Genomic DNA, 11,833 nt, shown 5'->3' on the forward strand with positions numbered 1-11,833 from the left:
TTTCCCGGCAAATTATGCGCTGTAGTATCCCCTGCAACGGGCGGTACGGCCCGGATCCAGAAGGATGGGGGCAGGCCATGAGCAGGGCCATTGCAAAAACGGGTGCGGTCAGGGCGCTGGGCGCGATGAGCGGCACCTCGCTGGACGGGGTGGATGCGGCGGTTGTGGTGACCGACGGCGCGCGCATTCACGCATTCGGCGAGAGCAGTTACCGCGAGTATTCCGCCGCAGAGCGCAGCGTGCTGCGGGCGGGCCTCGGCAAGTGGGCGGGGCCGGAGGTTGAGGCCGCGGCAGAGGTTTGCGATGCGGCCCATGCGGCGGCGCTGGCGGAGTTCGGTGATGTGGAGATCATCGGCTTTCACGGCCAGACCCTGGCCCATGCGCCGCGGCTGCAAGGCACATTGCAGGTGGGCGACGGAGCAGCCTTGGCCGAAACGCTGGGCAAGCCTGTGGTCTGGGACTTCCGCACTGACGATGTGGCGATGGGCGGCGAGGGCGCGCCGCTGGCGCCGTTCTTCCATTTTGCCTGCGCCAAGTATATCGGCGCTGAGCAGCCCTTGTGCTTCCTGAATCTGGGCGGGGTTGGCAACCTCACCTATGTGGATCCGCGGTTTGACAGGCCCGAGCAGCCGGGTGCGCTCTTGGCCTTTGACACCGGCCCGGCCAATGCGCCGGTCAATGATCTGGTACAGGAGCGGTTGGGTATTCCCTGGGACGCCGATGGCAAAGTGGCGCGGTCCGGCACCGTGGAAACAGGTGCGCTGGAGCTGTTTCTGGCCGAGCCCTATTTCGCAAGAATGCCGCCCAAGTCGCTGGACCGGAACGATTTTGCCGAGATGGTCGGACTGGTCAATGAACTGAGCGATGCGGATGCGGCTGCCACCCTGATTGCCATGTGCGCGGCTGCCGTGGCGCAGGGCATGGAACATTGCCCTGAGCCGCCGGAGGTGGTGCTTGTCACCGGCGGCGGGCGGCACAACCCGGTGCTGATGGAGATGCTGCGGGTGTCGCTCGATTGTCCGGTAAAGCCGGTGGAGGACGCAGGGCTGGACGGTGACATGCTGGAGGCGCAGGCCTTTGCCCATCTGGCGGTGCGGGTGGCGCGGGGAATGCCGACATCGGCGCCTGGCACCACCGGTGTCAGCGCCTGTGTCGGCGGCGGTGTGGTAAGCGTGCCGGGGGCGTAAGGTTGTGACCGGGCGGACAAGAAACTTCGAAGTTTCTTGGCAAATTTCTTTGAAGAAATTTGTGCGGCCTCTGGCGGCGGATCAGCGGGAGAGCTGGCGGAGGTAGTCCGCCGTGAACTCCCCGTACCCGTCTGACGTCGACTTCAAATGCGCGCGGGTGATCGCGTGGAAGGCCGGCAGCTGGTGAAAGGGCACATTCGGGAAAGAATGGTGCTCTGCGTGATAAGGCATGTTCCAGGCCACAAACCGCACCAGCCGGTTGGTGAAGGTGGTGCGGGAGTTTTCCAGCATGTTCGCCACCGGGGGGCAGAGACCGTGTTCCGCCAGCAGGTAGGCGCGTAGGACAGGCTGGCCGATCAGCAGCGGCACAATCCACAGCCACAGGATCAGCGGTGATACAAGCAGGCTCAGGATCGCGGCGGCGTAGATCGCCAGCAGCAGGCGCGCCTCCAGCCGCATGGCCGCGTGGCGGCGTTCCGGCAGGTAGGGCGCGGTGATGGTGCCAAAAGCGTTTTGCCAGAGGGTTGCCGCCATGCCGCGCCAATAGCCCCAGCCGCTCAGGTATTTCAGCCATTGAGCGAAGGTCTCCGGCCGCCCTCCGTGTTCCAGCTCCGGGTCGCGCTGAGGATCGTTGGTGTATTTGTGATGCGCCAGGTGGAAGTAGCGGAACCAGACAAAGGGCAGGGCGATGGCGACGGCGCAGAAATGACCTGCGGCCTCATTCATCCAGCCGCTTCGGAACGGGGTTTTATGGGTGCACTCGTGCGACAGGGTGAACAAGAAGACCAGAAGCACCCCCTGCGGCAGCATCAGAAGCGGCCAGAGGGGCACATGCAGCGCAATGCCGGTTGAGCAGGCGCCGAGCGCCGCCAGATACAGCGCCAGATGCCGCAGCCCCGCCGCGTCAGACCGGGCCGTCAGGGTAGCCTTGGTCTGTGGCGGCAGCGATTTGATGAGGCGTGTGTGATCCGGTTCTGCAGACATATGGACAGTCTTGTCCAGACAGGCGATTCGCTGCAAGGGGCGGATCAGCCGCGCGGGATGTCAAAACCGGGGGCGGCCAGTTCGAAGCCTTCAAACTCGAATCCCGGCGAAACGGTGCAGCTGAGCAGTGTGAACGCGCCGGTGGTGCGGGCGGCCTGCCAGTGGCCCGTGGGCACGATCAGCTGCGGTGCGCCTTTGGTCAGGTCCGGGGTCAGCAGGTGGTCCTGCACCGGGCCTTCATCTGTCGCAGCCATTGACAGCACCAGCGGCGCGCCGGCGTGGTACAGCCAGATTTCGGTGGCGTCGACGCGGTGCCAGTGGCTGCTCTCGCCAGCCTTCAAAAGAAAGTAAATACAGGTGCCTGTGGGGCGGCCTTCATTTTCCGCACGCCAGGTTTCCTTGTACCAGCCGCCCTCCGGATGCTGCTGCAGGCCCAGGTGCTCGATGATCCGGTCCGCGTCCATTGCTGCTCCCTCCGCTTTGGTGCTGGTAAATCTGTGTCCCAGTCATATGTTTGGGCCATGACATTCACGATCCCCTTTGACAACACCTATGCTGCCCTGCCGGGGCAGTTCTACTCCAAACTCCCGCCGCAGGCGGTGAAGGCGCCGCGGCTTCTGGCTTTCAATGAGGATCTGGCGCAGATCATGGGCGTAGCACCCAGTGAGGCGGAGGAGATGGCCGCGGTGTTCAGCGGAAATCAGGTGCCGGAAGGGGCGGACCCGCTGGCGCAGCTTTACTCGGGGCATCAGTTCGGCACCTACAACCCGCAGCTGGGCGACGGGCGCGCGATCCTGCTGGGCGAAGTGGTGGGGACGGACGGCAAGCGCCGGGACATCCAGTTGAAGGGCTCGGGACGGACGCCGTATTCGCGAAACGGCGACGGGCGGGCCTGGCTGGGGCCAGTGCTGCGGGAATATGTGGTGAGCGAGGCGATGCACGCGCTTGGCATCCCGACCACCCGGGCGCTGGCGGCCGTGGAGACCGGCGAGACCGTATGGCGCGAGGGCGGCCTGCCCGGCGCGGTGCTGACCCGGGTGGCGGCAAGCCATCTGCGGGTGGGAACGTTTCAGGTATTTGCGGCACGCGGCGACAAGGCGAGCCTCAGGCAGCTGACAGACTATGCCATTGCCCGCCACTACCCGGAGGCTGATGGCCCGATGGGGCTGCTCAGCGCGGTGCGTGATGCGCAGGCCGAGCTGATTTCTGCATGGATGTCCGTGGGCTTTATCCACGGGGTGATGAACACCGATAATTTCTCGATCTCCGGCGAGACCATCGACTACGGGCCTTGCGCCTTCATGGATGTGTACCACCCGCATACGGTGTTTTCTTCGATCGACCGGGGGCGGCGCTATGCCTATGCCAACCAGCCCACGATTGCGGTCTGGAATCTGGCGCAGCTGGCAACCGCGCTGATCCAGCAGATGGACGACCCGCAGGCAGGTGTCGAGCAAGCAACGGAGATCGTGCATGCGATGCCCGCACTGACAGAGGCGGCCTGGCTGCGGCGGTTCCGGGCCAAGCTGGGGATCACCACGGAGCGGGACGGGGACCTGGAACTGGTCACCTCTCTGCTGGGTCGGATGGCGGAGAACCAGAGTGATTTCACCAATACCTTCCGCGCTCTGGCGGATGGCACGGCGCGGGATCAGTTCACCGATCCGGCAGCTTTTGATGCCTGGGCGGAGGACTGGCAGGCGCGGCTGGAAGACGAACCGGACCCGCAGGCGGTCCTGCGTGCGGCGAACCCAGCCTTCATTCCGCGCAACCATAGGATCGAGGAGATGATTGCCGGTGCGGTGGCAGGCGACTATGCGCTGTTCCACCGGCTGAACACAGTGCTGGCCAACCCTTACGAGGACCAGCCGGACCATAGTGATCTGCAGCGTCCGCCGCTGCCCGAAGAAGTGGTGCAGGCAACCTTCTGCGGCACCTGATCTGCTCCTTTCTGATTGAAAATACCCGCGGGGGTGAAGTGAGCTGCAGGCTCAAGAGGGGGAGGCAGCCCCCCTTTTTAACCTTCTGCGGCGTGATGCCGGTTGTGCTTGGATGGCGTCCTGCCCCACACTCCGATTGAGACCCGGGACAAGCAGATGCCACAAAGACCCCCGCCGGACACGCTGCGGATTGCCACCTACAACATCCAGAAATGCGTCGGCCTGGACCTGCGCCGGCGGCCGGAGCGTATTCTGCAGGTGCTGGCCGGGTTGAAGGCGGATGTGGCGGTGCTGCAGGAGGCGGATAAGCGATTGCCGCCGCGCCCGGCGGCGCTGCCGCATTTCCTGGTCGAGGAGACCGGCTGGCGGGCCGCGGATCTCGGCGGTGCGGGGTCCTTGGGCTGGCATGGCAATGCGGTGCTGTACCGGAATGGGGTGCAGCTGCGGGCAAAGGGGCATATCGCGCTGCCCGGGCTGGAGCCGCGCGGGGCGGTCTGGGCGGAGCTGGAAACCGCGCTGGGCCCGGTGCGGGTGATCGGCGCGCATCTGGGGCTGACAGGCAGGGCCCGGCGCGAGCAGATGCATGCGCTGGCGCGGGCCGCGAAACGCGATGACGCCGCGGTGGTGCTGGCAGGGGATTTCAACGAATGGTCGCGCGGGGCGGTGCTGGAGCATATCGCCCCGGCGCTGAATTTTCTGCCGCCGAAACCGAGTTTTCCAGCGCTCAGGCCGCTGGGCGCGCTGGATAGGATCGCCCATTGCAAGCGGCTGACGGCGGTGGCGCATGGGGTGCATGGCAAAAGGCCCGCGCATATCGCCTCTGACCATCTGCCGGTCTGGGCGGATCTGCGGGCGGTCTAGCGAAGCGAGGGAGCTCCCGCGCCTTTCCAGGGAAATTGCCTGGGCAATTTACCGTCAGGCTTGGGCCGGGCGCTGCTGCGCAGCGCGGAGTATTTTCTGCTGAGAGGCGCTTAAGGGCAGGTGTGCCCTTAAGCGCCATTTCAAGTGTGTGTTCCGCCAGCGCCGCGTCAAGGGCAAGCCGCGCGTGCCGCGCGGTCCCTGCGGGACCCTTGACCCGGCGCTGGCGGGGAAGGCTTAGCGCGCGCGCTGTTTCTGGCCGCGGCGCTGGGCGTTGCCGGGCTTGCTGCCCTGGGGTTTGCCCTGGCTGTTGCCGCCGCCGCTGCCGCCACGGCGGCGCTGGCCGCCGGGTTTGCCGCCGCCGCGGCGCCCGTTGGGACGGCCGCCGGGCTTGCCCGCGGGGGCTGCCGGATCGGGCATCGCTTCCCAGGCGCGGCCGGAGGCGGTGGGGATGGTGATTTTCATCACTTTCTGGATCGCCTTCAGCTCTTCCATCTCATCCGGGGCGCACAGCGCAATTGCCTGGCCGTCCTTGCCCGCACGCGCGGTGCGGCCGATGCGGTGCACATAAGCGTCGGGCACGTTGGGCAGTTCATAGTTGTAGACGTATTTCACATCCGGAATGTCGAGGCCGCGGGCCGCCACATCGGTAGCAACCAGCACCTTGATCTCGCCCGCCTTGAAGGCCGCCAGGGCGCGTTCGCGCTGGCCTTGGGATTTGTTGCCATGGATGGACGCCGCGGCAAAACCTGCCTTGTCCAGCGTCTTCATCAGCTTCTCCATGCCCCATTTGGTGCGGCCGAAGACCAGGGTGCGCTCATCCTTGTGTTCGTTCAGCAGTTCCTTCAGCAGGTCAAGCTTGGCGGCCTTGGCGATGAAATGCACCGACTGGGTGATCTTGTCGGCGGCCTTGCCCGGAGGTGAAACCTCGATTCGGACGGGGCTTTGCAGGTAGGAGTTGGCGATCTCGTTCATCTGCTTGGGCATGGTGGCCGAGAACAGCATGGTCTGGCGTTCCGCGGGGATCAGAGCAGCGATCTTGCGCAGGGTGTGGATGAAGCCCAGATCCAGCATCTGGTCGGCTTCGTCGAGCACCAGGAAGTCGCAGGAAGCCAGGTCCAGCGCGCCGCGGTCGAGGATGTCGATCAGGCGGCCCGGAGTGGCAACCAGGATGTCGGTGCCCTTGGCGATGCGGGCGATCTGCGGATTGATGGAGACGCCGCCGACCACCAGGCCGACTTTCATCGGGGTGCCTTCAGTGAGGCCCTTCAGCGTGTCGGCGATCTGGTTGGCCAGTTCGCGGGTCGGTGCCAGAACCAGGCCGCGCACGGTCATCGCAGCGGGCTTGCGGCCGTATTGCATCATTTGCGCGATCAGCGGCACGCCGAAAGCAGCGGTTTTGCCGGTGCCGGTCTGCGCGAGGCCCAGCACGTCCTTGCCATTGAGGGCATGGGGAATGGCGCGCGCCTGGATCGGGGTGGGGTCGTTCAGACCCATGTCCTTGAGGCGCGCGAGGAGCTTTTCAGGCAGCCCCATGGTCGAAAATTCAGTCACGTATCGTCCTTTCACGGCCCTGCAGTCTGCACGGGCCGGAGTCCGCTGCATGGCAGCGGTGTCTTGCGGGGCAGGGACCTCGGGCGCGCGCTGGCCGGATGCCAGGCCGCTGGCCTCTGCAATCCCCACGCGTGATTTTGGGAATGGCGGCATATCACTAGACCCCGGAACTGTGGTTTGTGCGCAGGTTGCGCGTCCGGTCAATGGCCTCTGCTCACGCGGCAGGGAGGGATGCCTGGGTGCCAAATGGCTGTGGATAAGCTGTTTGTCAACCATTGATACGGTTGAAAAGCCTGTTTTCGCCGCAGAACGCATCCGCTAAAGAGGAAGACCAGAAAACCGCGAGGAAGATATGCAAAAGACGATTATCGCCCGATGCGAAGCCAAGGGGCTCCGCATGACCGGCCAGCGCCGGGTGATTGCCCAGGTGCTGCAGGACAGCGATGATCACCCGGATGTCGAGGAGCTGTACGCCCGCGCCAGCGCAAAAGACGCCGGGATTTCGATTGCCACGGTGTACCGCACGGTCAAGCTGTTCGAGGAGGCGGGCATTCTGGAGCGGCTGGAGTTCGGCGACGGGCGCGCGCGCTACGAGGACGCCGAGCGCGAGCATCATGACCATCTGATCGACATGAACACCGGCGAGGTGATCGAGTTCTGCGATCCGGAGATTGAGGAGCTGCAGGAGCGGATCGCCCGCAAGCTGGGCTATGAGCTGCGCGGGCACCGGCTGGAGCTCTACGGAGTGCCGCGCAAGGCGGAGTAGGCTAGCGGGGGTGTTTTCCAGCCCAAAGCCCGGTTGTGCGGGTAGCTGGTGTTCGGCTTATCACAAATATTGATGTGTGTGCTCACGTCTTGTCATGGGCCGGGGTCGGAAACGGAGTTGTCCGGGACCGTGTGCTGATGTCATTTGCCCGGATGGTCCGGCGTGCTGCCGGTCCGCATTACGGGACGCGCGAAAATGAACAACCTGCACGGCATTCTTCTGGTCATCGCCTCTATGGCGTTCTTCACGCTTGAAGACATGTTCATCAAACAGCTGTCAGGCACTTTGCCGGTTGGGCAGATCCTGATCTGCCTTGGCATTGGCAGCGGGCTGGTCTTTGCGGTGATGGCAAAGATGCAGGGCCACAAACTGTTTGCGCCGCGGTCCTGGCGTCTGCGCCCCGTGCTGCGCGCGGGGACAGAGGCGGTGTCGGCGATGGGCTTCGCCTCTGCGTTGGCGCTGGTCGACATCTCGGTTGTGGCTGCGGTGTTTCAGGCAACGCCGCTGGTGATTACCATGGGGGCGGCGCTGTTTTTGGGTGAACAGGTCGGCTGGCGGCGCTGGCTGGCGATCTGCGTTGGCTTTGCCGGGGTGCTGCTGATCATCCGGCCGGGTCTGGACAGTTTTGAGCCTGCGGCGCTCTTGGTGGTGATTGCGGTGCTGGGCGTCGCCACGCGGGATCTGATGACCCGGGTGATGGACAGCGCCGTTCCCTCTACCGTCGTCAGTTTCCAGGCGTTTTTGGCAGTCATTCCTGCGGGCCTGCTGCTGCTGGCCTTCACTCCCGGCGAGGCGCAGGTGATGGAGCAGAATGAATACCTGATGATGGCAGGCGGCGTTCTGTTCGGGGTCTTGGGCTATTACGGCATTGTCACGGCGATGCGGGTGGGGGATGCCTCGGCGGTGACACCGTTCCGCTATACCCGGCTGCTGTTCTCGATCCTGGCGGGCGTTCTGGTTTTTGGCGAGCGGCCCGATGCGCTGACCATGACCGGGGCGGCGCTGATCATCGGGTCGGGTCTTTACACCTTTGTGCGCGAGCAGCGGCTGGCACGGCGGGCCCGCCGTGCGGCGGCGGCTGCGGCCTGACGTCCCGGCTGGCGAAATTCCTCTGCCCTGTTGGCGCAAACAGCGCCTTGTTAGCCCTAAACTGCCGCTTTTATGCGTGTTAGCGATAACGATCCCGGTTTACTTTCCTGCAGCGGCTGGTATGACGCTGGCAGCAAAACGCGCCGCTTTCAGGCCAAACCAAGGATGGACAGATGAGCACCATTATCGACATTCACGCCCGTGAGATCCTCGACAGCCGGGGCAACCCGACGGTTGAGGTCGACGTGATCCTGGAAGACGGCACCATGGGCCGTGCAGCCGTGCCCTCGGGTGCCTCGACCGGTGCCTATGAGGCGGTGGAGAAGCGCGACGGTGACAAGTCCCGTTACATGGGCAAAGGCGTGCTGGAAGCGGTGGCCGCGGTGAACGGCGAGATCGCCGAGGAGCTGGTCGGCTTTGATGCTACCGAGCAAGTTGCGGTCGATCAGGCGATGATCGAACTGGACGGCACCGAGAACAAGGGCCGCCTGGGCGCCAACGCCATTCTGGGCGTGTCGATGGCGGTGGCCAAGGCCGCGGCCGATTTCACCACCCAGCCGCTCTACCGCTATATCGGCGGCACCTCGGCCCGGGTTCTGCCGGTGCCGATGATGAACATCATCAACGGCGGCGAGCATGCCGACAACCCGATCGATATTCAGGAATTCATGATCATGCCGGTGGCCGCGGAAAACATCCGCGACGCGGTGCGCATGGGCTCTGAAGTGTTCCACACCCTGAAGAAAGAGCTGTCGGCGGCGGGGCTGTCGACCGGGATCGGCGACGAGGGCGGCTTTGCCCCCAACATCGGCTCCTCCCGTGAGGCGCTGGATTTCATCCTGAAGTCGATCGAAAAGGCTGGCTACAAGCCCGGTGAAGAGATCTACCTGGCGCTCGATTGCGCGGCGACCGAGTACTACAAGGACGGAAAATATGTCCTGGCGGGTGAAGGCAAATCCCTGACATCCGAGGAAAACGCCGACTATCTGGCGGCGCTGGTCAATGACTATCCGATCATCTCCATCGAAGACGGCATGTCCGAGGACGACTGGGACGGCTGGAAGCTGCTGACCGACAAGATCGGCAATTCCGTGCAACTGGTGGGCGACGATCTGTTCGTGACCAACCCGGCGCGTCTGGCTGAGGGCATCGAGCGCGGCGTGGCGAACTCGATGCTGGTGAAGGTGAACCAGATCGGCTCCCTGACCGAGACCCTGAAGGCTGTCGATATGGCCCATCGCGCGCGTTACACCAACGTGATGTCGCACCGCTCCGGCGAGACCGAGGACGCCACCATTGCCGACCTCGCGGTTGCCACCAACTGCGGCCAGATCAAAACCGGTTCGCTGGCGCGCTCTGACCGGCTTGCCAAGTACAACCAACTGATCCGTATCGAGGAGGCGCTGGGTGAAGTGGCAGAATACGCAGGCCGCTCGATCCTGAAGTAAGATTGCGAAGCCCCGCCTCTCCGGCGGGGCTTCTCATTTTGAACCACACATAGATGTTCCGATTTGATACCGTATTTCTCTATCTGTTGAGCTGGCCGGTTCTGCGGGACAGTTTTGACCGTTTGCTTTTCCTGTTTCAGACTCATGACGGGTTGCCTCTTGTGGACCAGCGCTATGCTGATCACGCCACTGGCGTCAGCTGTCCACCTAATTCCTGGTATCGTGTTCTTTCTGATTGGCCCCCTTCAGTTTTCCCCCGTGGTCCGAAGGCGTTTTCCCAAGGCTCACCGGGCGCTGGGCCAAGTGTTCATTCTAAGCGGGGTGATTTCAAGCCTTGGCGTAATGCATATGGTGATGGTCTTCCCGGCGCTTGGCGGGGTTCTGACACAGGCAGTTACTTTCGCAATTTGCATCAGCTTGATGGCGGCTATGGCTTTCGCATACCGTTTTGCTCGCCTGCGGAAATTCGGAATGCACATGCGTTTGATGCGGCTGGCTTTTGCCCTTGGACTGACGGTCTCCACTGCGCGGGTTTACATTGAACTGGCCAATCAGCTGCTTTCTGTCCCCTTTGAACAGAGTTTTACCGCAGCATCGGCGGTGGGTTTGGTGACAAATCTGGCTGTTCTTCTTGTCCTGGAGGCGCGTGCGGGCGTTTTCCATAAGGCGTTGAGGTTTTGATGATTTGCCTCTGACCCATACTCAGTCTCTCCTTAAGTAAGAGGTAGTTTGCTGGCTATTCGGCTGGGCGAGGCGGCAAGTTTCCGCGAGTTTTCGTTTCTCTGAGAAACCCTATGCGGGTATTGCCGAATGATGGTAAATCTGGTGCAGGCAAAACTGAGCTGAAAAGATGAAAGCGGCAATTATCCTGACAGGTTTGCCCGGCAGCGGGAAATCCGCACTTGGGCATGTCTTGGCGCAGCAACTGAGCTGGCCCTGTCTGGACAGGGATGACTTCCTGGAAGCCTTGTCTGTGCGCGCGGCTGATGCCACGCCGGAGCAGCGCAGGCGGCTGGAGCAGGAATGCGACCGCCTGTTTCAAACCGCCGCTGAAGCGCTCAGCCACTGTGTTCTGGTGGCTCAGTGGCAGCCGCGCGTAGGGGCGGCTGGTTTCGGAACGCCAGCTGGCTGGTTGCAGCAGTATGAGACCTTGGTGGAGGTGCATTGCGCCTGCAGTGCCGAAGTTGCTGCGGAAAGGTTCGGCTCAGCCAAAAGGCGTCTTGAAGACCTGAGCTGCCGGGATAATGTTCTGAAGTGGCTTCAAGTACTCGAAGCCGGCTACCCTCTGCAGGCGGGGCGGCTGATTTCTGTGCCGTGCGGCCTGGAATTCGACGCTGAGCAGCAGGGCCGCGCCTTGGCCGCAGAGCTGGCAGAGACGTAAGAAATCCCCATTTCGGCATATGTGGCCCGGATCACAGACGCTCACGCTGGCGTCATGTAGCTTGTTCTTACGCGGCGCAAAGCAGCCGCGGGAAAGGGGAGCAAGCCATGACGATGCGGGCTTTGCGCACAGTGGCAATCTGTGCAGTTCTTTCGACCCTTCTGGGATGCAGCGGACCGGGAACCTACCCATTCAGCGGCCAGGCCGCGTCACCGGACGATCCGGTCCAGCGGCTGAATCTTGGCGGTGAAATACGCTGATGCCAGGGATGCGGCCTGACCGCAGGCTGCATCGGGAGATCTGGCGCCCTGGCCGGGGGGAGGGCGCCAGATCGTGAACTCTTAGCACGGGGCGGTGTAATAGGTGCCGTCGCCGCGGGAATATGCGCACTGCCGGGTCTGGTTGTTCTGCGCAACCAGCGTGCCTGCGGCGGCGCCGCCGAGCGCTGCGATCAGGCGCCAGTCGTCGTCTGCCTTGAGCGCGTCAGCTGCGATCAGGCCGGCTGCGGCACCGCCTGCCACACCGGCAACGGTGCGCTGTTCCGGGGTCAGATTGGTACAGGCCCCGAGGCCCAGTACAGCGGAACTTGCAAGTGCAGGGATCCAGCGGAAAGTCATTTGATATCT

The 11,833-nt window shown here is 63.5% G+C and carries 12 protein-coding genes; 8 read left to right on the plus strand and 4 right to left on the minus strand.

Annotated features, from left to right (window positions below; all coding sequences use genetic code 11):
* Nucleotides 1-77: 77 nt before the first annotated feature.
* A complete protein-coding gene (locus tag RA25_RS05875) occupies nucleotides 78-1,187 on the plus strand; it encodes an anhydro-N-acetylmuramic acid kinase (protein WP_039170672.1) in 1,110 nt (369 codons plus the stop codon).
* Between the two features lie 81 nt (nucleotides 1,188-1,268).
* Here the strand turns inward: RA25_RS05875 and RA25_RS05880 are convergent, their stop codons facing one another.
* A complete protein-coding gene (locus RA25_RS05880; RefSeq protein ID WP_039170675.1) occupies nucleotides 1,269-2,171 on the minus strand; it encodes a fatty acid desaturase in 903 nt (300 codons plus the stop codon).
* Between the two features lie 44 nt (nucleotides 2,172-2,215).
* On the minus strand, nucleotides 2,216-2,635 hold the full coding sequence (locus tag RA25_RS05885; RefSeq protein ID WP_039170676.1) for a cupin domain-containing protein: 420 nt from the start codon (nucleotides 2,633-2,635) through the stop codon (nucleotides 2,216-2,218).
* A gap of 57 nt (nucleotides 2,636-2,692) precedes the next feature.
* Here RA25_RS05885 and RA25_RS05890 point away from each other — a divergent pair, with 57 nt between their 5' ends.
* Nucleotides 2,693-4,111 (plus strand): protein adenylyltransferase SelO, encoded by a 1,419-nt coding sequence (locus RA25_RS05890; RefSeq protein WP_039170677.1) that lies wholly within the window; start codon nucleotides 2,693-2,695, stop codon nucleotides 4,109-4,111.
* Nucleotides 4,112-4,267: 156 nt separating this feature from the next.
* Nucleotides 4,268-4,972, plus strand: coding sequence for an endonuclease/exonuclease/phosphatase family protein (locus tag RA25_RS05895; RefSeq protein ID WP_039146448.1), 705 nt, complete (start codon nucleotides 4,268-4,270; stop codon nucleotides 4,970-4,972).
* Nucleotides 4,973-5,206: 234 nt separating this feature from the next.
* Here RA25_RS05895 and RA25_RS05900 read toward each other — a convergent pair whose 3' ends face one another.
* Nucleotides 5,207-6,523 carry a DEAD/DEAH box helicase gene (locus RA25_RS05900; RefSeq protein WP_029205083.1) on the minus strand — a complete coding sequence of 439 codons (1,317 nt, stop codon included), beginning with the start codon at nucleotides 6,521-6,523 and terminating at the stop codon, nucleotides 5,207-5,209.
* Nucleotides 6,524-6,875: 352 nt separating this feature from the next.
* Here RA25_RS05900 and RA25_RS05905 point away from each other — a divergent pair, with 352 nt between their 5' ends.
* The 5 genes from RA25_RS05905 (at nucleotide 6,876) to RA25_RS05925 (ending at nucleotide 11,207) form a co-directional block, all read left to right on the plus strand.
* Nucleotides 6,876-7,289: a Fur family transcriptional regulator gene (locus RA25_RS05905; RefSeq protein WP_019298556.1), complete on the plus strand. Its 414-nt coding sequence runs from the start codon at nucleotides 6,876-6,878 to the stop codon at nucleotides 7,287-7,289.
* 195 nt (nucleotides 7,290-7,484) lie between these two features.
* The gene (locus RA25_RS05910; protein WP_019298555.1) at nucleotides 7,485-8,378 is read left to right on the plus strand and encodes a DMT family transporter; all 894 of its coding nucleotides are present in this window, start codon (nucleotides 7,485-7,487) and stop codon (nucleotides 8,376-8,378) included.
* Nucleotides 8,379-8,551: 173 nt separating this feature from the next.
* Entirely contained in the window at nucleotides 8,552-9,826 is a 1,275-nt protein-coding gene (gene eno, locus RA25_RS05915) for a phosphopyruvate hydratase (protein ID WP_039170678.1), read from the plus strand.
* Between the two features lie 174 nt (nucleotides 9,827-10,000).
* Entirely contained in the window at nucleotides 10,001-10,507 is a 507-nt protein-coding gene (locus tag RA25_RS05920; RefSeq protein ID WP_193747964.1) for a DUF2306 domain-containing protein, read from the plus strand.
* A 169-nt stretch (nucleotides 10,508-10,676) separates the two neighbouring features.
* Complete coding sequence (locus tag RA25_RS05925; protein ID WP_039170682.1) at nucleotides 10,677-11,207, plus strand: AAA family ATPase; 531 nt, start codon at nucleotides 10,677-10,679, stop codon at nucleotides 11,205-11,207.
* A 341-nt stretch (nucleotides 11,208-11,548) separates the two neighbouring features.
* Here RA25_RS05925 and RA25_RS05930 read toward each other — a convergent pair whose 3' ends face one another.
* Complete coding sequence (locus RA25_RS05930) at nucleotides 11,549-11,824, minus strand: glycine zipper 2TM domain-containing protein (protein WP_019298551.1); 276 nt, start codon at nucleotides 11,822-11,824, stop codon at nucleotides 11,549-11,551.
* Between the last annotated feature and the right edge of the window lie 9 nt (nucleotides 11,825-11,833).

Origin of the sequence: Leisingera sp. ANG-S5, from assembly GCF_000813925.1 — a bacterium.
Lineage (GTDB): Bacteria > Pseudomonadota > Alphaproteobacteria > Rhodobacterales > Rhodobacteraceae > Leisingera.

Excerpts from the sequence above, each read along its gene's own strand:
- RA25_RS05875 (WP_039170672.1), top strand. The coding sequence starts at position 78 with ATGAGCAGGGCCATTGCAAAAACGGGTGCGGTCAGGGCGCTGGGCGCG.
- RA25_RS05880 (WP_039170675.1), bottom strand. The coding sequence starts at position 2,171 with ATGTCTGCAGAACCGGATCACACACGCCTCATCAAATCGCTGCCGCCA.
- RA25_RS05885 (WP_039170676.1), bottom strand. The coding sequence starts at position 2,635 with ATGGACGCGGACCGGATCATCGAGCACCTGGGCCTGCAGCAGCATCCG.
- RA25_RS05890 (WP_039170677.1), top strand. The coding sequence starts at position 2,693 with ATGACATTCACGATCCCCTTTGACAACACCTATGCTGCCCTGCCGGGG.
- RA25_RS05895 (WP_039146448.1), top strand. The coding sequence starts at position 4,268 with ATGCCACAAAGACCCCCGCCGGACACGCTGCGGATTGCCACCTACAAC.
- RA25_RS05905 (WP_019298556.1), top strand. The coding sequence starts at position 6,876 with ATGCAAAAGACGATTATCGCCCGATGCGAAGCCAAGGGGCTCCGCATG.
- RA25_RS05910 (WP_019298555.1), top strand. The coding sequence starts at position 7,485 with ATGAACAACCTGCACGGCATTCTTCTGGTCATCGCCTCTATGGCGTTC.
- eno (WP_039170678.1), top strand. The coding sequence starts at position 8,552 with ATGAGCACCATTATCGACATTCACGCCCGTGAGATCCTCGACAGCCGG.
- RA25_RS05920 (WP_193747964.1), top strand. The coding sequence starts at position 10,001 with ATGCTGATCACGCCACTGGCGTCAGCTGTCCACCTAATTCCTGGTATC.
- RA25_RS05925 (WP_039170682.1), top strand. The coding sequence starts at position 10,677 with ATGAAAGCGGCAATTATCCTGACAGGTTTGCCCGGCAGCGGGAAATCC.
- RA25_RS05930 (WP_019298551.1), bottom strand. The coding sequence starts at position 11,824 with ATGACTTTCCGCTGGATCCCTGCACTTGCAAGTTCCGCTGTACTGGGC.